The organism is Ureibacillus aquaedulcis (assembly GCF_030418165.1).
In the GTDB taxonomy this organism is placed as follows: Bacteria; Bacillota; Bacilli; order Bacillales_A; family Planococcaceae; genus Ureibacillus; species Ureibacillus aquaedulcis.
On the sequence record NZ_JAUHTQ010000007.1, the window covers coordinates 1 to 18899 of the forward strand.

An 18899-nucleotide genomic window follows, 5' to 3' on the forward strand; every position below is an offset into this window, starting at 1 on the left:
TTGACGAGAGCAAGCTCCCATCAAGTCCGCTCGACTTGCATGTATTAGGCACGCCGCCAGCGTTCGTCCTGAGCCAGGATCAAACTCTCCATAAAAGAAAATTTGATAAAGCTCAAATTTTTGCTGGCATCAATTTTGATGTCCAAAATTTTTGTTTCCCTAACTTAATAGAAGAAACGATATTCATTAACGTTTTGTTGTTCAGTTTTCAAGGTTCATTTTGTTACATAACCGCGTTATCTAGCGGCGACTTTTCTATAATACACTGATTTATTCATGAAAGTCAACACTATTTCATAGATTTTTTATGAGGCTCTATTTTTCATTTTTAAAATTAGCTAATAAAAGGGGTAGATTCATGGTTCGCAAACTTTTGGCAACAGTGGTTTTAGTGGTGATTGTAACATTATTTGTTTATCCACAGAGAGATTCAATTATTTCTGTTTTTCGCATGACAGATGAACCACTAATAATTTCAAAAGGTAATTATGGACAATCTTTAATCGTTGAAATTTCTTTTTCCCACGAAGGACTGGAGGAATGGCTACAATCGTTAAAACAGCCTTATCCATTATTAATGTTAGACGCAGATTGGATTGCCCGTTCTCCTAAAATAGTAGAACAAATAAAAAAACAGAATATGCCCACTGGTCTTTTAGGAAAAAATGGTGCAGAAAACAGCTACAGTATCGAAGAATTCAACAGAGATTTAAAAATTTATGAGAAACATTTTAATAACAAGCCTCTTTGGTTTATGACTTCAGATTATGAATTTGAAACAAACCTTCAACAAACTGTTTTCGACGAAGAAATAAATTTACTGTCCCCTTCCATGATTTACTCGAAAGATAATTATCAAAAAACAGATGGTGCGATTCTTTCCCTAAAATTACATGAGAAAAGCAAACCTAACTTTGAAGAATATGCAAAGTTGGTTGAAACAGAGAAATTTGTTTCTATAGAAGAAAATGTATTTGGCTACACAATTAAAACAAAAAAAATTCCGGAATAAATAAAACAAAAGAGAAAAAGGCTAAACCATTTCACCTGGTTCCAGCCTTTTTTATTTATGCATTTGCATTTCTTGATTTGTTTTTTTGCTCCAGTTTACGTTCTTTTCTGCGTTCTTCCAATTTTTTTCGGTCTGCATCCGATTTTGAATTATATTTCGGCAATAATAATAATTGATATGCATTAACCGCAATTAATGGGAACAATAATAAAGCAACGTATGTATCGATATTACCCTGGCGTCCCATTAAGGCAATAATCCATTCAAGCGATGTTATCACGATCATGAAGAAAATTGCTGGAACCAAAACATGTTTCTTTCCAGTTAATTGAACTTTTTTTATAGCTGTAGCAATAGCCGCGGAAACCAAAAACACCAGCAAACCGATGTAAAATAACCAGTCTCTTGCTCCATGGGCACTTGGGGCAAAACGAAACACAACTAGATCTACAAGAAGGATTACCACTAGAAGCATTTGTACCCAATTCCATAAAGTCAACGTTCTGAAAATACCCACACCTACTTGGTGCAATGTTAAATAGGCAAAAAATCCGGCTTGAGCAATAACACTCATTGTACAACCCAACAATATCATCCAACCGAAGGCAGCAAAGAATTCACCCAATTGGCCGGCAGCTAAATAAGGTTGGAAGAAATTCCAGCGTACAAAAATTCCGGCTATCCCTGTTACGGCACCGCCAATTAGCATACACATTAAGAAAAATTTTACCCAATTTCGTATTGTCACGACTTAACGTCCTCCATTTTTATTACTTTTATCCACATTAACGCGAAAAACCCACATATAAGATAGATACATTTAACGTACATGGGTATTCAAAGGCTTTGCAACAGCCTAAATTTCTGATTACTTAAAGCTTCGTTAACAATGGATTTTTTAACGCTACTTACATTCCTTAGTGAAGGATATACACTAAATTATTACACTTTACTCCCCTAAAACCGCAACAAATTAAAGTTTCATTTTATATTTTAACAATGCAATCTTAAAAAAGCTATCGAAGTCACAAACTGATACATATTATGTACAGGGATTGTGAACAATAAATGAAAGAGGGAGCCTTTAAGAAAGGACTGAGAAAATTGTTTAATCGACTACTTTGCCTTTTATTCGTCGTTCTTATACTTGCGAGCTGTGCCGAGCCGGCCAATCAACCACTTTCCTATGATGAAGTGAAAAAAATGATGATGGACTCCATTCAAACGGAAGATGGAAAAAAGGCAATTCGTCAATTGCTCCAAGATCCGAGTTTCCGGGACCTCATTGTTCTTGAACACGAGGAAGTACAGACAGCTATTAACACTACGTTATTATCTGAGGAATCCAAGGAATTTTGGAAAAAACAATTTGACGATCCATCATTCCAGGAAAATATGGCAAAAAGCATGAAAGAGCAGCAAAAGGAAATTATGAAAGAATTAATAAAGGATTCATCCTATCAAGAAGATTTAATCGCATTTTTCGGACAGGCTGAGATGCAAAAAGAGCTTGAATCAGTATTAAAAAGTGCACCTCTCCGCAAACAAATGGAAGAAGTTGTAACACAGACGATTGAAAGTCCACTTTTACAGACAAAGTGGCAGCAGCTTATTAAAGAAAGCGGCGAAGGTACATCCGGCGGGAAGTCTGAGGAATCCGGCGGTGGCTCAGGTGGCGAAGGAGAAGGTGGCGGCGGCGGTTCTGAAGAAGAATCGGGCGGAGCCGGCGGCGGTTCATAACTAATAAAACGGATTATACCTTAAAGGTATAATCCGTTTACGCTTTATTTTGAAAGCTTATCGATGATTTTTTGCGCTGCTTCCAAATAAATTTTTCCAGTCGGATGGTCCTCTTCATATACGGACGGCGCAAAATCTTCATTTGTCCAATCTGGTTGTCCTAATGGGATTTGGCCTAATAATTCCGTACGTAGTTCATCTGCAAGCTTCGGACCGCCGCCTTGTCCAAATACGTATTCGCGGTCTCCTGATTTCGATTCGTACCATGCCATATTTTCAATGACACCAAGAATATCATGGTTTGTTTGTAATGCCATCGCTCCAGCACGAGCTGCAACAAAAGCAGCGGTTGGATGAGGCGTTGTAACAATGATCTCTTTTGACGAAGGCAGCATTTGATGAATATCTAGAGCGACGTCCCCTGTTCCTGGTGGCAGGTCTAATAGTAAGTAATCAATCTCTCCCCATTCTACATCGCGGAAGAATTGGTCCAGTACTTTTCCAAGCATTGGTCCACGCCATACAATAGGTGCGTTATTTTCCACAAAGAAGCCCATGGAAATCACTTTCACCCCTTTACGTTCAACAGGGTAAATTCGGTCTTCCTTCACAACAGGCATATCTTGAATTCCCATCATATCAGGTACACTAAATCCATAAATATCCGCATCGATCAACCCAACTTTTTTGCCAAGTCGTGCTAATGCAACAGCCAAGTTTACAGATACCGTTGATTTCCCAACGCCTCCTTTACCTGAAGCAATAGCCAGGAATTGCACAGTGGATAATGGAGACAGTAAATCATGGACTTCCGATTCAGTTGCTTTGCCTCGGAATTGCTCTAAGCTTTCAGGAGAGAGCTCCTCGAAACGAATCCCTACAGTGCTTGCCCCCGCTTCTTTCAGTGCGTCTACAATTTTCATTTGCAGCTGCATTTGTTCTGGTGTATTCGTTTTTGCAATCGCTACTTTCACACTGACATGATTTTTTTCTTCTTTAATGGATACGTTTATGATGCCATTTGTTTCAGCAAACGTTCTATGTAAAAAAGGATCTTGTAGTTGGCCTAAGACTTCACGGACCTGTTGTTCGTTTATCACTTGAAACACTCCCCTATTTTCTTGTTTCTGTTGTTAGTATAGCATAGTGTAATTCTACTACTTATTTGGATTGCACTCCACTATAACTACTCGCCAAGCAATCGCTTAGTAAAGGAGATGTTATCGGTAAAATATCCATCGATGTTTAATTCTTTCATTTTTTCTTGCTGTTCTTCCATCGTCTCTAAGTCATTGAAAAATACATGCACTTCTTTCCCTTGACTATGCAATGCATTAATAATTTTTACGTTTGCATCCGTAGATTCCATTCCAATAACAGGGAAGTCGACTTCTAATGCTTTTTCTAGATCGAATTCACCCTTTTTAAATAAGAGAGTCAGTCGTAAATCCGGTGCTAGAGTCTCCATTTTTTCCAAACTTCTTTCTGAGAAGGATTGAATAGCAACTTGCTCTTTGTTCAGTAAATGATAATCTGCCAATAATTTAACAAGTACTTCTTCCATGACTGTTTCGCCGTACACCAACCTGGTTTCAATATAATATTTCTGTTTGCTGCCAAAGGTTTGAAAAACTTCGGCCAAGGTCGGGATTTCCTCCATCGTAATTTCCCCGTTATATTGACCTAGAGTAAAATTCGATTTAATCTCCCTGATCGTTAAATCGCTCACTCTCCCTGTTCCGTTCGTGGTACGGTCAATTGTCTCATCATGCATAACAATCAACACATTATCCTTTGTCATACGCAAGTCCAATTCAAGGGCATCCACATTCTGCTTGCTGGCGATTTTGTATGATGTTATCGTACTTTCATTAAATTGATCAATTGCACCACGGTGGGCAAATATTTTTGGAGTTGCTACAATCCCTGGTTCTGCTACTGGCTTACTCTTTTCGAGAAATCCAAATACCCCAAGGAGTAACACGATTAAAATACCAAATAACATTATCTTCCTTTTCTTGAACATCGTGATTTACACTCCCTTTTCATTTCTTTTATTCTATGTATGGATTGTCTGGAATTTACTAGCCTATTAATATTATTTTACAGATAAAAGAAAGAGAATAAAACAGGGGTGCCCCGCTTTATTCTCTACTCTAATTGTTCCGCACTATATAAAATGTATTATTCCCCGCGGGCAGCATTGGCTTTTTCAATTGCCGCATTGAACTGGTCTACAGCAGTAGAATAGGCTTCATCTACATTTCCACCGTTATAAACAGATTCAAGTGCAGTTTCCATAATTTTACGTCCCTCTGGAAGCATATCCATTAATGCACCTTGAGTCGCAAAAGATGATTTTGTATCTTGTAATTGGTCAACTGTTACTTGTAATTGTGGTTTCTCTGCATACGCATCTTTTACAACCTGCTCATCATAGGCAGCAGGGTTGATTGCAAAATAACCTGTTCCAACATGCCACTGCGCTTGTACTTCAGGAGTTTGCAGGTATTTCATGAATTCCCAAGCTGCTTTTTGCTCTTCTTCAGGTTTACCATCAACCATCCAAAGGCTAGCTCCACCGATTACAACACCTTGACGTTCTTTCGCTTCTGGATGTGGCAAGTAGGCAATCCCTACTTCAAATGGAGCGTTGTCGATAACGTCTCTTGAACTAGCGGAAGATTGTAGGAACATCGCAACATCACCTGCCAAGAATCCTGCAACCATGTTATCGCCATTTGTACCATAGTTTGCAAATGTACCATCATCCACCATTTGTTTTACCCAATTGAAGATTGATTTTCCTTCTTCTTCAGTCCAACCAATTTCAGTTGGCGTATCCGAACGGCCATTATCATTATTCAATAATAGAGCTCCTTGGTTAGCTAAAAGCTGTTCCCATAACCATCCATAAGCTTGTAATGCAAAACCTTTCATTTCCGGATTAGCCTCGGCAATTGCTTTATTTGCTTCGATAATCTCTTCAAATGTTTCTGGTGCAGCTTCCGGATCAAGGCCAGCTGCTTCAAATGCATCTTTATTGTAATACATGACAGGTGTTGATGAGTTAAACGGCATTGAATAGAACGTACCATCTAATGAATAGTAATTTGTAATATTTTCTTCCAATCCACTCATATCATAGCCATCTGAATCGATTAACTCTTGGATTGGAAGGATTTGTCCACTGTTAATCATTGCTCTTGTTCCAATTTCGAACGTTTGGATCATTGTAGGTGCACTATCGCTCCCTGCAACCGCATTGAATTTTGTTAAAGATTCGTCATAAGTACCTTGATATTCTGCATTTACCTGAATTTCATCTTGTGAGCTATTGTATGATTCAACAATCGAGTTTAACGCTTCCTGACCTGCACCACCCATGGAGTGCCAGAATGTTACGACTTGTTTTTCTTTTGATTCATTATTTTCTGTTGTTTCGGTTTCACTACCAGAATTCGTTTCTGCTTCTACTTCTGTTTCTGATGAACTTTCGCCTGAACTACACGCTGCTAAGATGACAACGAGTAACACCATTAAAGATGTTAGTAAAAAATTTTTTTTCATTTCCCTACTCCTTCTAAGTTCATTTGATTATCTATATATTTATCCTTTTGAAGATCAAAAGGAATAAACCAAGTTCAAGTGCTTCTCTTGAGTGAAAACCAGCTGATTCCGGCTTACTTTATTGCCCCTTCGGTTAAACCCTTCTGTAATTGTTTTTGGCCCAGGAACAATAAAATCAATGTTGGAATAATGACGATAATGGCACCGGACATAATAACACCCCAGTCATTTAATTGTTCCTGGGTCTGTAATTGTTTTAATCCGATTTGCACTGTTCTGACTGTGTCATTTGTTGTTGAAAGCAATGGCCATAGATACATGTTCCACGAAGTCAGGAACCCATAGGCACCCAGTGTAACCAAACTTGTTTTGGCAACCGGCAGGACCACTTTCAAATAAAATTTAAAGTCACCCATTCCAACAATCTGGCTGGCTTCCCTTAACTCCCTTGGTATTTGCTTGAAATTTTGTCGAAGCAGGAATGTCCCAAAAGCAGTTGCAAAGAATGGAACAGTTAAACCCGGATATTGATCAATCCAATTCAAATCCCGGATAATATGGAAATTTGGGATAATCGATGCCTCAAAGGGAACCATCATTGTTGCTATAAATAGAAAGAACAGGATATCTCTCCCCTTGAATTCCAGGAACACAAAGGCATATGCAGCTAGACTGGATAAAACCAACTGCCCGATTGTAATAACAACCGAAACGACTAAACTATTAAATAAATATTTTAATAACGGGAATTGCTCGAAAGCTTTGAGATAATTATCAAATGATAGAGACTGCGGCAAGCTTCCCGTCATAATATCTTTGTTATCCATAAAGCTCATGACAAATGCCATCAATGCCGGAGCAAACACGACAAATGCCGAGATGGTAAGTAAAGAATAAAATACGATTTTTTTGCTGATTGGCATGGTCATTGATAATGAACCTTCCTTTCACCAAGTTTAAATTGGATAATCGTCATAATCAGAATGATGATGAATAGGACAATTGCCTGTGCACTTGCTGTACCAAACTGATAGTTCGTAAATGCTTCACGATAAATCGAATAAACAATTAGGTTCGTGGAATTTTGCGGGCCGCCTTGGGTTAGGATATCGATCTGCCCGAATGTTTGAAAAGCATTAATGATGGTTACTGTAATTACGAAAAACAATGTAGGAGAAATCATCGGAATCGTGATTCTTCTTAACTTGTAAAAATAACCCGCACCATCAATATCCGCACTTTCATATAAATAGGAATCTATTGATTGCAAGCCACCCAGCAATACCAGGAAAGTGAAGCCTAAATTCATCCAAATCGTCGTTACTGCAACAGCAATTAAAGCCCATTTGGGATCTGTCAGCCAACCAATCGACTCAACTCCAAGAAATCCCAGGATTTGATTTATAAAGCCGATGGATGGGTGGAACATATATAACCAAAAAACTGAAGCAGCTGCTACCGAAATTCCCATTGTTGATGAAAAAATTGTCCTAAAAAAGCCAATGCCCTTTAGCTTTTCATTTGCCAACACCGCTAATAATAGAGCAATGATAATTGTTGTCGGCACGGTGTAAAGAACAAATAAGAACGTTGACTTCATACTTTGATGAAAAATAGGCGAAGCGAACATATCAATATAATTTTGCAATCCGACAAAAACTGTTGTTTCACCTCGTGCATTTGTTAAGAAGAAGCTTAAGTACATCGTTTTGAACAAGGGATAGAATAGAAAAGCTCCAAATAACACGATGGATGGTAAAAGGAACAGCATTCCCTTTGTAAAGCTCATCACTTTTTGTTTCTTTTTCACATTCTCGAAATTGATCTCATTGAAATCCGTGGACGACGCAGGAACTGGATTACTCATGCTCATCTTTTCACAACCTCTTGTTTATGAGTGAATGTTGCTTCTTGGATTAGGTCTCCTGTCTCCTCATCAAAGAAACACATATTTTCTACAGATATATGTACGGGCACCCTATCCCCTACTTGAACCAACCATTGCCCCAGCCATTTTGCAGTCCATAATTCAGTCCCAACTTCAAAGGAAACCAATGTTTCGTTTCCTAAATGCTCAACATTAACGATCTCGACATTTTGAACCTGTTGATCTTCGTCCCCGTAAGGCATATGCTCGGCACGAATACCAATGACTAAATTTAGGTTTTCCAAGCTCTCAAGATTTACAAATTGTTCAAGTGGAATCGTCAGTTCGTTTTCAATAATAAGTTTTGAGTCTTGTAAAACCGCTTTTCCTAAATTCATTTTCGGGGAGCCGATAAAAGTAGCAACAAATAAATTAGACGGCTTATTATAAAGGTCAATTGGTTCACCGACTTGTTGGATGATTCCATCATTCAACACCATGATGCGGTCTCCCATTGTCATTGCTTCCACTTGGTCGTGTGTAACATACACCATAGTCAACCCTAAACGTTTCTGAAGGCGGCGGATTTCAATTCGCATATTTGCGCGAAGTTTAGCATCCAAATTGGATAAAGGCTCGTCCATCAAGCATAGCGGCGCTTCACTTACGACCGCCCGAGCCAGGGCCACCCGCTGTCTTTGCCCTCCAGACAGCTCTCTCGGCTTACGTTTTAGCAGCTCACTTAAACCCATCATCTGCGCAGTTTCTTCTAATCTCTTTTGTTGTATTTGTTTATCTGCTTTTTTGGCATTAAGGCCAAATAATATATTTTGTTCAACAGTTAAATGTGGATATAAGGCATAGTTTTGAAAGACCATCGATAAATTCCGATCCTTTGGAGGCAAATGATTCACAATCTTTTCACTTATCTTCAGTGTCCCGCCAGAAATTTCCTCAAGCCCTGCAATCATACGCAGCAAAGTACTTTTCCCCGAACCGGAAGGACCTACTAGAACGAAAAATTCACCCTTTTCTATTTGTAAATCTATTCCGTTTAACACGTTACTTTGCTTGTTGTATGACTTTGAAATGTCCATCATTTCGATGTATCCCATACACAAACCTCCTTCATAGAACTATATCTATTCAACCATATCCATCTGCCCAAAACGATGGGTTTGGTAACTTTTTACACTTATTATTGTTTAGTCAATAAAATTTACATTGAACCCGTTTTTTGTTAATAAAATTAAAAAACCATCCACATTTTAATGTGAATGGTTCAACATCTTTTGAAGCGATTTGATTAAATAAATACAATTTCCAAACGCATTATTATGTACTGTTCTTTGCAGATTGATGGTGGCAATTTGCACCTTCTTCATACATAACAATCGTGTTTCTTACTTAAACTCCAGATTTACATAACTCTCGATTCCACTAACAATTGCATCTGCCATCTTTTGTTGATATTCTTCACTTGATAATAATTCGCGTTCCTCATTATTGCTTAAGAAACCTGTTTCAACCAATACTGCCGGCACTTCCGCTTTCTTTAATAGGTACACTTGTTTGATAGCTAATGCTTCTCGCTCTGTATTCTGCAACGATTCTTTTATTGTTGATTGAATAGATTTTGCCAAAAGCTCGCTATTGGGATGTCCATCTTTGTGGTAGAAGACTTGTGCACCCCTCCACTTTTCTTCCGGTATAGCGTTGGCATGAACTGTTACGAAAATATCCGGTTCATTTTTTTGTACAAGGTTTGAGCGTAAAAAGATATCCTCCTTTTTCCGCTCCCTTAGTGTAGAAAATTCCTCACTAGGAGCGTGCTCTTCCAATACATCGCCATCTGTTGAACGAGTCATCACAACTGTTGCCCCTAAACGCTTTAATTGTTTTTCAACCTTTTGTGCAACAGCAAGAGTAACATCTTTTTCAATTACCTCACCGGATGAAGCGCCCCCATCCACCCCACCATGGCCAGCATCGACAACAATCTTAACGCCACCCAATGGTTCAGGCAAAAAGAAACTTCGATCGGATGCGCTTGTCTCATAAACAACAAGACCTAAACAACCTAACAGAATTACACCTAGAGCAATCCATCTTTTCAAACCATGACACCACCTTTTGCAACCTTTTGCACTACTATACGCAAAAATTGGGACGAGTATGCGTGAACTTCCTTACTTCCAAAAAGTGTTTCAAGTATAAAGAAATGAAAAAAGGACACGCTAAACAACTTATGTTCGGCATGTCCCAAATATTTACTTATTGAGCGATTATTTGAGGGTAATTTAGAATTTTCACCTACTGCTGCACTTGTAATTGATGCTGCAAAGAAGCGTATAAACCCTTTTGCTCCATTAAACCATCATGATTACCTTGCTCTAAAATTGCACCATCTTTGATGACAAGAATTTGATCAGCATTTTCGATTGTTTTTAAACGATGTGCAATAACAAAACTTGTACGCCCTTGCATCAAGTTATTTAATCCTTTTTGGATGTGTACTTCCGTCATCGTATCAACACTCGAAGTCGCTTCGTCCAGAATAAGAATATCCGGATCTTCCAAAATTGCCCGAGCAATCGCAATTAGCTGGCGTTGACCCTGGCTTAGATTCATTCCTCCCGAAACAAGCATCGTATCATAGCCTTGGGGCAGGTACTTTATAAAGTTATGGGCATAAGCTGTTTCCGCGGCACGCTCAACCTCTTCATCAGTCGCATCCAGCTTTCCATAACGGATATTTTCCCGGACACTCCCCGAGAACAAATACGTATCTTGCAGGACCACACCGATATGATTCCGAAGATTGGCCATTTTGTAACGCTTGATATCCTGGCCATCTATTAAGATTTCACCGCTTGCTGCATCATAGAATCGGTTAAGCAGCTGAATAATCGTTGTTTTCCCGGAACCAGTAGGACCTACAAATGCGATTGTTTCCCCAGCTTTTGCCCGGAATGATAATTTACGAAGCACTGGTTTATTCGGTTGGTAAGCAAATTCAACATTTCGGAACTCGACATCCCCTTCATAACGATTTTTCGTAATCGCCTCCGGAACATCTGCTGACTCATTTTGTTCATCCAGTATTTCAAATACGCGTTCTGCACCGGCAATTGCCGATTGGAAAGTATTGAAAAGATTCGATAATTGGTTGATCGGACGGAAAAATTGTCTTGTGTAGGTAACAAAGGAGGCAATAACCCCCACACTTACACCAAAGTTTACTATCACAAGCAACGCACCAACACCTATGACCAACCCAATCCCCAGGTTATTAATAAAATTATTGATTGGTCCGAGGAATCCCGATGTAATATCGGCTTTTAATGCGGATGCCCGCAGTTTTTCGTTGGCTTCTTTAAATTGAGCAACAGTCTGTTCTTCTTTTCCGAATAATGTGGTGATATGGGAATTAGAAATCGTCTCTTCTATAAATCCATTTAAATTACCCAAATCCCTTTGTCTTTGCGAAAAGTTTTTGCTGCTGCGTTTAATAATTTGCTTCGTAGACCAAATAATAATCGGAATCACGAGTAAAGTGACAACTGCTAAAACCCAATTTAAATAAAACATCGCAATTCCTGTTCCCACAACGGATAATACTGTTGAAACAATTTGAATAATGCTTTGAGATAATGCAGCATTCAGATTCTCGATATCATTTGTCATACGACTCATTAGGTCGCCCTGCTGCCGCTTGTCGTAAATGGCAATCGGCAGGGATTGAAACTTTTCAAACAATTGCTGCCGGAGCTCCCGGATTGTTTTTTGCGAAACTCGAATCATCATAAAGGTTTGCAGCCAAGTAAAGATGGCAGAGACGATATAGATACCGGCTAGTACCAGGATCATTCGAATGGCTCCTTCAATATTGAACCTCAAAATATAGTCATCAATAATGCGTCCAATCAATAATGGACCTAATAAACTTAACAACGTTGAAACAACGACAAAGAAAATAGAGCTCATGATCCCAACTCTTTGATTTTTTAAATAGGACCATATTCTTTTTAATGTTGCTTTTTGATCCTTTGCTTTTTCTGCAGGACCATTAAATCTTGGTCCTGGATGTCTGCCAATCGGAGGAGGTCCAGCTGGTCTTCCTTGTGGTTTATTCATTTAAAGTCCCCCCTCTTACCAACTGGGTCGACACAATTTCCTGATACGGTTTATTGTTTTCAAGCAGTTCTTTGTGCGTTCCTTGTCCAACCACCACGCCGTCATCCAATACCAGGATTTTGTCTGCATGACGTATTGAGGAAATTTTGGAAGAGACAATAAACTTTGTACTATCCTCGAAGTTTTCTTCAATCGCTTGTTGGATTCTTTTCTCCGAAATACTATCTACAGCAGATGTTGTATCATCCAGGATTAAAATAGCTGGTTTCCGGATAAAGGCACGCGCCATAGCGAGTCGTTGCTTTTGACCACCTGATAAATTTGTAGCACCCTGGGTAACCATATATTGTTCACGGAGTTCCAGTTTTTCTACAAACTCCAAGGCACAGGAGCATTCTAATGCTTCGATTAATTCTTCCAAGGATGCTTCTTCGTTGCCGTATTTTACATTCTCTTCGATCGTTCTAGAAAAAAGGGTTGCTTTTTGGGGTGTAAAACCGATTGCCCCACGGAGAGTTTGCAGATCATAGTCTTTTATTGGGCGACCATCTATCTTAATACTTCCTTGATCGGCATCAAACATACGGGGGATTAGTTTGACGATGGAAGACTTCCCACTCCCTGTCATCCCAATAATGCCGATTGTCTCCCCAGGTTCTGCTTTAAAAGAGATATTCTTTAACACCGGTTCGTTGTTTTTGTTATAGGCAAAACTAACACGGTCAAACTCAACACTACCTTTGATTGGGGTAGTCACTGGATGTTCCGCGCTGATTATTTCAGATTGTTCTCCAAGCACTGCTGCAATTCGGTTGGCACTTGGTACTGCACGGGCAATTTGCATCAGAACAGCAGAAGAACTCATAAGTCCACCCATAATCATCATTAGATAGTTTATGAACGCTAATATAACCCCTACTTCGATTGTGCTATTTTCCACTTTAATGGCACCCAGCCAAAGGGCTGCAATAATCCCCATATTCACCACAAAGGCAGTTAGCGGCATCAAGATACCGATGATTTGATCCGCTTGTATATTGCGCTTCATCAAGGTTTCATTTACGGTTGTAAATTGCTGAATTTGATGGCTTTTACGGTTATAAGCCTTAATAACACGAATACCGGCCAAATTTTCCTGCACTTTAGTGTTTACGGCATCAACGGCTTCTTGGACTTTTAAAAATAGATTTCCCGATAGCTTTGTAAAGAAGATAATAGAGAGCGCTAAAATGGGCACCACGACCAATAGAATCGGGAACAGTTCTCTGGCCGTCAGAAAAACAATAAGTATTGCCCCGATAAAAGTAAAAGGGCCACGGACAAATATCTTCAATAACATAGTCAGCGCTCTTTGCAACATCTCCACATCACTCGTAATGTTGGTGATGAGTTTCCCAAGCGTAAAATGATCTTTGTTGCTATTTGAAAAGTAAGTAATTGTTTCATATAAATCTTGGCGAATATCTGCAGCAAAATTAATAGCCGTCTTTGATGCATAAATGGAACAGCCGGCCCCACCTATCAATCCTATGACCGCGCATAAAATCATCAGTCCAAACATTTGCATGACATAAGGTGTATCCTTTTTTGCAATTCCATTGTCGATAATATGCTGCATAATTGTCGGTTGGACTAAATCCATTGCAACTTCCAGCACCATCATTAAAGGGGCAATGATGGCAAAGGGCATATAAGGCTTTAGGTATTTTTTCAAGGATAATACTGCTTGCATGAAGTACCTTCTTTCTCTTTCACTTCGACACTAGACTAAAATAAAATTAATCAGTGATTTTTTTATTTTCGTCCCCAGCTAGGGAGATCTCCTCCAACTCAAAGGCGGCCTTAAAATCATTCATAATCGATTCCGTTGCTTTTAGCTCACCTGCAATCACTTGTTGAATCGACTGCAATTCATGCGACTCTAGTTGTTGCTTTAAAGTATCTCTCTTTACAATCAACTTTTCATAGAAAGCCAGTGCTCTTCCACGTCTAAAGGTTTTGGCGCCTTGATGCCCTCTTCCGCCACGTCGGTCGCATCGTTCACCATGATTTTCTCGTTTTATTTCAGGGTTAAGACCTTTCATTTCATTTTCCATTGAAAATATCACCTCTCGTATACGATTGTATACAAAGGTATACACCTTTACAATAATTATTTTTTTAAATTTGCAGTGAAAAACCTTACTTACCAAAAACGTTTTGACATACAATTTAGGTAAAATTCTCTATAATAGAATTATCAAATAAACTTTAAAAGAGGGTTGTCCATGAAATTACGAGTTTCTGCAGTTCAATACCATCTTCACACTATCGAATCATTTGACGAATTTGCCCACCAAAGTGAGCACTATATCAGGGCCGCGATGGAGTTTGAGACGGAGTTTATATTATTCCCCGAGTTTTTTACAACTCAATTACTTTCCATTAAAGGGGAAAATGGGGCATCACTAACGATCAATGATCTCCCATCATTTACTGAACAGTACCTTGAATTATTCACGCAGCTTGCTAAAAAGTACAATATCCATATTATTGCTGGAACACATGTAGTAAATGTGGATGGAAAGCTGCGAAATACTGCCCATTTATTCTATCCGGATGGGCGAATCGCCTCCCAGGCAAAGCTCCATATTACGCCGACAGAAGTTCACGAATGGAACATGTCTGCTGGAGAAGGCTTAGAGGTGTTTGAAACAGAAAAAGGCACGATTGCGATTTTAACTTGTTATGATATCGAATTCCCTGAAATTGTCCGTATGGCAAAAGCCAAGGGAGCAGATGTGATTTTCTGTCCTTCTTGTACGGATGATCGTCACGGTTTCCATCGTGTCCGTTACACAAGCCACGCCCGGGCAATCGAAAACCAGGTTTATGTAGTTTTAACAGGTACAGTTGGGGCATTGCCAACCGTAGATTTTATGCGTGCAAACTTTGGTCAGGCTGCCATCATTACACCAAACGATGTACCATTCCCTCCAAAAGGCCTTTTAGCCGAAGGAGAACTAAACAACGATATGTTAGTGACAGCTGATCTTGATATTGAATTACTTGAAAAAGTGCGTGAAAAAGGTTCGGTTACTACATGGAGAGATCGACGGACGGATCTTTATACGGATTGGGAATAGAAGTCGCCTGCCTGCTTCCCACAGGAAATATTTGCTGAAAGCGTGGTGAATCGCTTGTATCGAAGTGAACAATTACTATTCGATAGTGGAAAACCCGTTCGTGTCATTGTGCGCAATTATACGAAAGAAGATTTTGATGAATTAATCGATATTCAGACGGAATGTTTTCCGCCCCCTTTCCCTTCAGATTTATGGTGGAATAGAGAGCAGTTAATGAGTCATGTCACTTTATTTCCCCAAGGGGCTCTATGTGTTGAAATTGACGGGAGGGTTGTAAGTTCATTAACGGGCGTTTGTACTTATTTTGATCCCGCTCATCCTAATCACACATGGGAAGAAGCCACGGATAGTGGATATATTAAAAATCATGATGCAAATGGCAATACACTATATATCGTGGATATTAGTGTTCGACCATCTTTTCGCTCCTTAGGGCTTGGTAAAATCATGATGCAGGCAATGTACCATGTTGTGGTTGAACTGAAATTGGAACGCCTTCTTGGCGGCGGAAGAATGCCTGGTTATCACAAGCAGGCAGAAAACATACCTGCCGAGGAATATGTAAATAAAGTGGTTCTTGGAGAATTATACGACCCCGTCATCACATTTTTGTTGAAATGCGGACGTTTACCAATTGCCGTTGTAGAAAATTATTTGGAGGATGAAGAATCATTAAATTACGGAGTTTTAATGGAATGGAAGAATCCATTTAAAATTTCATAACTATTTTGCAGAGGCTGTCAGTGCATCTTTTTACTAACGGTCTCTGTATTTTTTATATGCGGCAATATTATTTCCCGGGTTACTGTAAATGAGCAGATAAACATCTTCTAACTATTCCTTAAATAGCCCAAGTTCATAGTAAAAACCTCTCTCCACCAATATGGAGAGAGATCCATTATTTATTGTCTTTTATTTAAATTCTCTTGCGCCATTCTGACAAGCTCTTTTACCATGCTGCCGCCAAGTCTTCCTCCGACTTTCCCCGCTTCTTCAGAAGTGAGCTTCCCATTATAGCCCTCTTTTAATGGCACGCCTACTTCTTGGGCAATTTCAAATTTGGCTTGTTCCGGATCCGTTGTTCCAGCAACTTTCGCTTTTAATTGATCCAATCCTTGGCGAGCTTCAGGTACTAATATTTTATTTCTATTTCTTCTTGCCATAATTATTCCCCTCCTTTTGTATATATGATTTCCCAAAAGAAGCTTAAACATGTTCAAACATTTGATGAACCCAATTTATTAATGAAGATTCTCCTACTACCCCATAGGAAATAATATACATTTTTACTTGAAATTTGATAAGAAGAAGGAATACAAAATTTGTATGTTGAATTTATATAAACACGGAAGAAGTTACTTATTGGTATCTTCCTAATTTAATAAAAGGAGCGGATGAAAAATGATTGATAAACCGTTACAAGTCAGATTAATTCCTTACACTATTGAGTCGATTGTAGAAAACACAAGCGAAACACCAAGAGGGGTAGATTTAATTCAAGCACCTTCGATTTGGGAAGATAGTAATCAAGGTGAAGGCATTGTAATTGCAGTAATTGATACTGGTATCGAAACAGATCATCCCGACCTCCAAGATCAAATTATTGATGGAAAAAACTTCACTTCCGATTATGAGGGTGATCCAAATATTTTTGAGGATAATAATGGACATGGTACCCATGTATCAGGAACGGTTGCCGCTAGTTTAAATAATGAAGGCGTTGTTGGAGTAGCTCCCAAAGCTAAAATCCTGAGTTTAAAAGCATTAACTGGAGAAGGATCCGGAAATTATGAGTGGATCATCAATGCCATTAATTATGCAGTAGAGTGGCGTGGACCCGAGCAGGAACGAGTACGTGTCATTTCAATGTCACTTGGCGGTCCTGTAGATGTTCCAGAAATGCATAAAGCTATTCAAAACGCAGTTAGCCAAGATATTTCCGTTGTTGTCGCAGCCGGAAACGAAGGGGATAATAGTGAAGACACATTTGAGTATTCTTATCCCGGAAAATACAATGAAGTTATTCAAGTTGGAGCAGTTGATCATAATTTAAAGCTCGCTCCATTTACGAATACCAATGAAGAAATCGATTTGGTTGCTCCTGGAGTAGAGGTTGTTTCCACTTACCCAGGGAAGAAATACGCTTCTCTTTCCGGTACATCAATGGCTACTCCTCACATTGCCGGCGCTATAGCATTACTTATTATTTTAAGTGAAAAAGAGTTTGGTCGATCTCTTAGTGAGGTAGAAATTTATGCCCAGCTTATTAAACGAACTTTACCTTTAGGAAACCGTAAAAGTTCTGAGGGCAATGGTTTCCTCGAACTTAACTTAGTTGAAAGGATTCAAGACATTGTGACTGCAGCTCATATTTAGCAACGCGGAGATCAACTATTAAATAAACCCATACTTAGAGCACATTTCTTAGGAATGTGCTCTAGTTATTATATTTATTTATATTGGACATCCCTTAAATATACTGGTACCACATGTCCAATTGTTTGTAATTTGGCGTGTATTTAATTTCATACTCATGGGTTGGATCAAGACCTTCAAGTGCACCTTTATAAAAAAGCCTTTCCCCGTTTGGTAAGTAAAAATAAGTAATATGGCTTCTTCTAGACATAAAAGTATAATAAATATCTGCCTTTAATCCATTACAAGTCCGCCATCAACCACCAGATTTTGTCCCGTGATGGCTCTTCCCCAAGGCGATGCAAAAAATAGGGCTACATCTGCCAGCTCTCGGGGTGAGGTTACTTTTTGCAGCGGCGTAGAGGATTCAATAATCTGGAATACTTCCTCTGTTGTGACCTTACTTGCATCAGTCTGTTTTAAAAGCCCACCGGACATCATATTTACCGTAATGCCGTAAGCACCTAGCTCCTTTGCCATATTTCGGGTAAAGCCTACCAGTGCTGCTTTGGCTGTTGTATATTCATGGTAGGCCACCACAGGGTTCTGGAATAGATTGGTCCCAATATTTATAATTCGACCAAAGCCGAACTCCTTCATGTCGCCTAAACAAGCTTGAATACTATTAAGGGCCCCATGAATTGTTCCTTCAAATTGTTTAGTAAAATCATCCCAGCCAAGTTCAAAAGCATTTTTCTGTGTCAGCGGATTAAACTCGAAATCAATTAACGCATTATTAACAACCGTTGTAACAGGTGTTTTAAAATATAGTTTCGCTTCCTCAACGATTCGGAAAACCTCCTGTTGATTGCGAACATCCGCTTGTAAAGCGAGCGCTTTATCACCTAATTCATTCGCCAAGGCTTCCGCTTTCTCTTTACTCTTATAGTAATTAATAATGACATTTGCCCCTTCTTTTACAAAAGCCCGTGCAAGCTCTTCTCCAACTCCTCGGCTAGCGCCTGTGATTAACACAGTTTGTTCTCGTAAGTCCATGATTATTTCCCCCCACTTAGTTTCTGCATTGTTTTTT

At 39.2% G+C, this 18899-nt stretch carries 18 protein-coding genes and 1 rRNA gene; 5 read left to right on the top strand and 14 right to left on the bottom strand.

What is annotated here, in order from left to right:
* Window positions 1-95 (bottom strand): 16S ribosomal RNA (locus tag QYB95_RS10475); the annotation flags it as partial.
* A gap of 263 nt (window positions 96-358) precedes the next feature.
* On the opposite strand from QYB95_RS10475, the gene QYB95_RS10480 reads away from it, so the two are divergent.
* Window positions 359-1012, top strand: a complete 654-nt coding sequence (locus QYB95_RS10480) for a hypothetical protein (protein WP_301138298.1) — start codon at window positions 359-361, stop codon at window positions 1010-1012.
* Between the two features lie 55 nt (window positions 1013-1067).
* Here the strand turns inward: QYB95_RS10480 and QYB95_RS10485 are convergent, their stop codons facing one another.
* Window positions 1068-1760 (bottom strand): KinB-signaling pathway activation protein, encoded by a 693-nt coding sequence (locus QYB95_RS10485; protein WP_301138299.1) that lies wholly within the window; start codon window positions 1758-1760, stop codon window positions 1068-1070.
* 356 nt (window positions 1761-2116) lie between these two features.
* On the opposite strand from QYB95_RS10485, the gene gerD reads away from it, so the two are divergent.
* Entirely contained in the window at window positions 2117-2752 is a 636-nt protein-coding gene (gene gerD / locus QYB95_RS10490) for a spore germination lipoprotein GerD (RefSeq protein WP_301138300.1), read from the top strand.
* A 44-nt stretch (window positions 2753-2796) separates the two neighbouring features.
* Here gerD and QYB95_RS10495 read toward each other — a convergent pair whose 3' ends face one another.
* From QYB95_RS10495 to QYB95_RS10540, 10 genes are all read right to left on the bottom strand, one after another.
* Entirely contained in the window at window positions 2797-3852 is a 1056-nt protein-coding gene (locus QYB95_RS10495) for an Mrp/NBP35 family ATP-binding protein (protein WP_301138301.1), read from the bottom strand.
* A gap of 86 nt (window positions 3853-3938) precedes the next feature.
* Window positions 3939-4778: a glycerophosphodiester phosphodiesterase gene (locus QYB95_RS10500; RefSeq protein WP_301138302.1), complete on the bottom strand. Its 840-nt coding sequence runs from the start codon at window positions 4776-4778 to the stop codon at window positions 3939-3941.
* 158 nt (window positions 4779-4936) lie between these two features.
* On the bottom strand, window positions 4937-6322 hold the full coding sequence (locus QYB95_RS10505; RefSeq protein WP_301138303.1) for an ABC transporter substrate-binding protein: 1386 nt from the start codon (window positions 6320-6322) through the stop codon (window positions 4937-4939).
* Between the two features lie 113 nt (window positions 6323-6435).
* Complete coding sequence (locus QYB95_RS10510) at window positions 6436-7245, bottom strand: carbohydrate ABC transporter permease (RefSeq protein ID WP_425609200.1); 810 nt, start codon at window positions 7243-7245, stop codon at window positions 6436-6438.
* A gap of 2 nt (window positions 7246-7247) precedes the next feature.
* On the bottom strand, window positions 7248-8111 hold the full coding sequence (locus QYB95_RS10515; RefSeq protein WP_301138466.1) for a carbohydrate ABC transporter permease: 864 nt from the start codon (window positions 8109-8111) through the stop codon (window positions 7248-7250).
* An 80-nt stretch (window positions 8112-8191) separates the two neighbouring features.
* Window positions 8192-9304, bottom strand: coding sequence for an ABC transporter ATP-binding protein (locus tag QYB95_RS10520; RefSeq protein WP_301138305.1), 1113 nt, complete (start codon window positions 9302-9304; stop codon window positions 8192-8194).
* A 288-nt stretch (window positions 9305-9592) separates the two neighbouring features.
* On the bottom strand, window positions 9593-10306 hold the full coding sequence (locus tag QYB95_RS10525; RefSeq protein WP_301138306.1) for an N-acetylmuramoyl-L-alanine amidase: 714 nt from the start codon (window positions 10304-10306) through the stop codon (window positions 9593-9595).
* A 196-nt stretch (window positions 10307-10502) separates the two neighbouring features.
* Window positions 10503-12326, bottom strand: coding sequence for an ABC transporter ATP-binding protein (locus QYB95_RS10530; protein WP_301138307.1), 1824 nt, complete (start codon window positions 12324-12326; stop codon window positions 10503-10505).
* Entirely contained in the window at window positions 12319-14058 is a 1740-nt protein-coding gene (locus QYB95_RS10535) for an ABC transporter ATP-binding protein (RefSeq protein ID WP_301138308.1), read from the bottom strand. Before QYB95_RS10535 ends, QYB95_RS10530 begins: the two co-directional genes overlap by 8 nt.
* Before the next feature lie 46 nt (window positions 14059-14104).
* Window positions 14105-14422, bottom strand: coding sequence for a 2-keto-3-deoxygluconate kinase (locus QYB95_RS10540; RefSeq protein ID WP_301138309.1), 318 nt, complete (start codon window positions 14420-14422; stop codon window positions 14105-14107).
* 171 nt (window positions 14423-14593) lie between these two features.
* On the opposite strand from QYB95_RS10540, the gene QYB95_RS10545 reads away from it, so the two are divergent.
* Together QYB95_RS10545 and QYB95_RS10550 are read left to right on the top strand one after the other, a co-directional pair.
* Window positions 14594-15451, top strand: a complete 858-nt coding sequence (locus tag QYB95_RS10545) for a carbon-nitrogen hydrolase family protein (RefSeq protein WP_301138310.1) — start codon at window positions 14594-14596, stop codon at window positions 15449-15451.
* A gap of 54 nt (window positions 15452-15505) precedes the next feature.
* A complete protein-coding gene (locus tag QYB95_RS10550; protein WP_301138311.1) occupies window positions 15506-16174 on the top strand; it encodes a GNAT family N-acetyltransferase in 669 nt (222 codons plus the stop codon).
* 179 nt (window positions 16175-16353) lie between these two features.
* Here the strand turns inward: QYB95_RS10550 and QYB95_RS10555 are convergent, their stop codons facing one another.
* On the bottom strand, window positions 16354-16614 hold the full coding sequence (locus QYB95_RS10555) for an alpha/beta-type small acid-soluble spore protein (protein ID WP_301138312.1): 261 nt from the start codon (window positions 16612-16614) through the stop codon (window positions 16354-16356).
* Window positions 16615-16852: 238 nt separating this feature from the next.
* On the opposite strand from QYB95_RS10555, the gene QYB95_RS10560 reads away from it, so the two are divergent.
* Window positions 16853-17827 (top strand): S8 family peptidase, encoded by a 975-nt coding sequence (locus QYB95_RS10560; protein ID WP_301138313.1) that lies wholly within the window; start codon window positions 16853-16855, stop codon window positions 17825-17827.
* Window positions 17828-18100: 273 nt separating this feature from the next.
* Here QYB95_RS10560 and QYB95_RS10565 read toward each other — a convergent pair whose 3' ends face one another.
* On the bottom strand, window positions 18101-18862 hold the full coding sequence (locus QYB95_RS10565; protein WP_301138314.1) for a 3-oxoacyl-ACP reductase: 762 nt from the start codon (window positions 18860-18862) through the stop codon (window positions 18101-18103).
* Between the last annotated feature and the right edge of the window lie 37 nt (window positions 18863-18899).

Coding starts and splice junctions, on each gene's coding strand:
- QYB95_RS10500 (WP_301138302.1), bottom strand. CDS start 4,778: ATGTTCAAGAAAAGGAAGATAATGTTATTTGGTATTTTAATCGTGTTA.
- QYB95_RS10515 (WP_301138466.1), bottom strand. CDS start 8,111: ATGAGCTTTACAAAGGGAATGCTGTTCCTTTTACCATCCATCGTGTTA.
- QYB95_RS10555 (WP_301138312.1), bottom strand. CDS start 16,614: ATGGCAAGAAGAAATAGAAATAAAATATTAGTACCTGAAGCTCGCCAA.
- QYB95_RS10560 (WP_301138313.1), top strand. CDS start 16,853: ATGATTGATAAACCGTTACAAGTCAGATTAATTCCTTACACTATTGAG.
- QYB95_RS10505 (WP_301138303.1), bottom strand. CDS start 6,322: ATGAAAAAAAATTTTTTACTAACATCTTTAATGGTGTTACTCGTTGTC.
- QYB95_RS10535 (WP_301138308.1), bottom strand. CDS start 14,058: ATGCAAGCAGTATTATCCTTGAAAAAATACCTAAAGCCTTATATGCCC.
- QYB95_RS10565 (WP_301138314.1), bottom strand. CDS start 18,862: ATGGACTTACGAGAACAAACTGTGTTAATCACAGGCGCTAGCCGAGGA.
- QYB95_RS10520 (WP_301138305.1), bottom strand. CDS start 9,304: ATGGGATACATCGAAATGATGGACATTTCAAAGTCATACAACAAGCAA.
- QYB95_RS10545 (WP_301138310.1), top strand. CDS start 14,594: ATGAAATTACGAGTTTCTGCAGTTCAATACCATCTTCACACTATCGAA.
- QYB95_RS10530 (WP_301138307.1), bottom strand. CDS start 12,326: ATGAATAAACCACAAGGAAGACCAGCTGGACCTCCTCCGATTGGCAGA.
- QYB95_RS10510 (WP_425609200.1), bottom strand. CDS start 7,245: ATGCCAATCAGCAAAAAAATCGTATTTTATTCTTTACTTACCATCTCG.
- QYB95_RS10480 (WP_301138298.1), top strand. CDS start 359: ATGGTTCGCAAACTTTTGGCAACAGTGGTTTTAGTGGTGATTGTAACA.
- QYB95_RS10540 (WP_301138309.1), bottom strand. CDS start 14,422: ATGGAAAATGAAATGAAAGGTCTTAACCCTGAAATAAAACGAGAAAAT.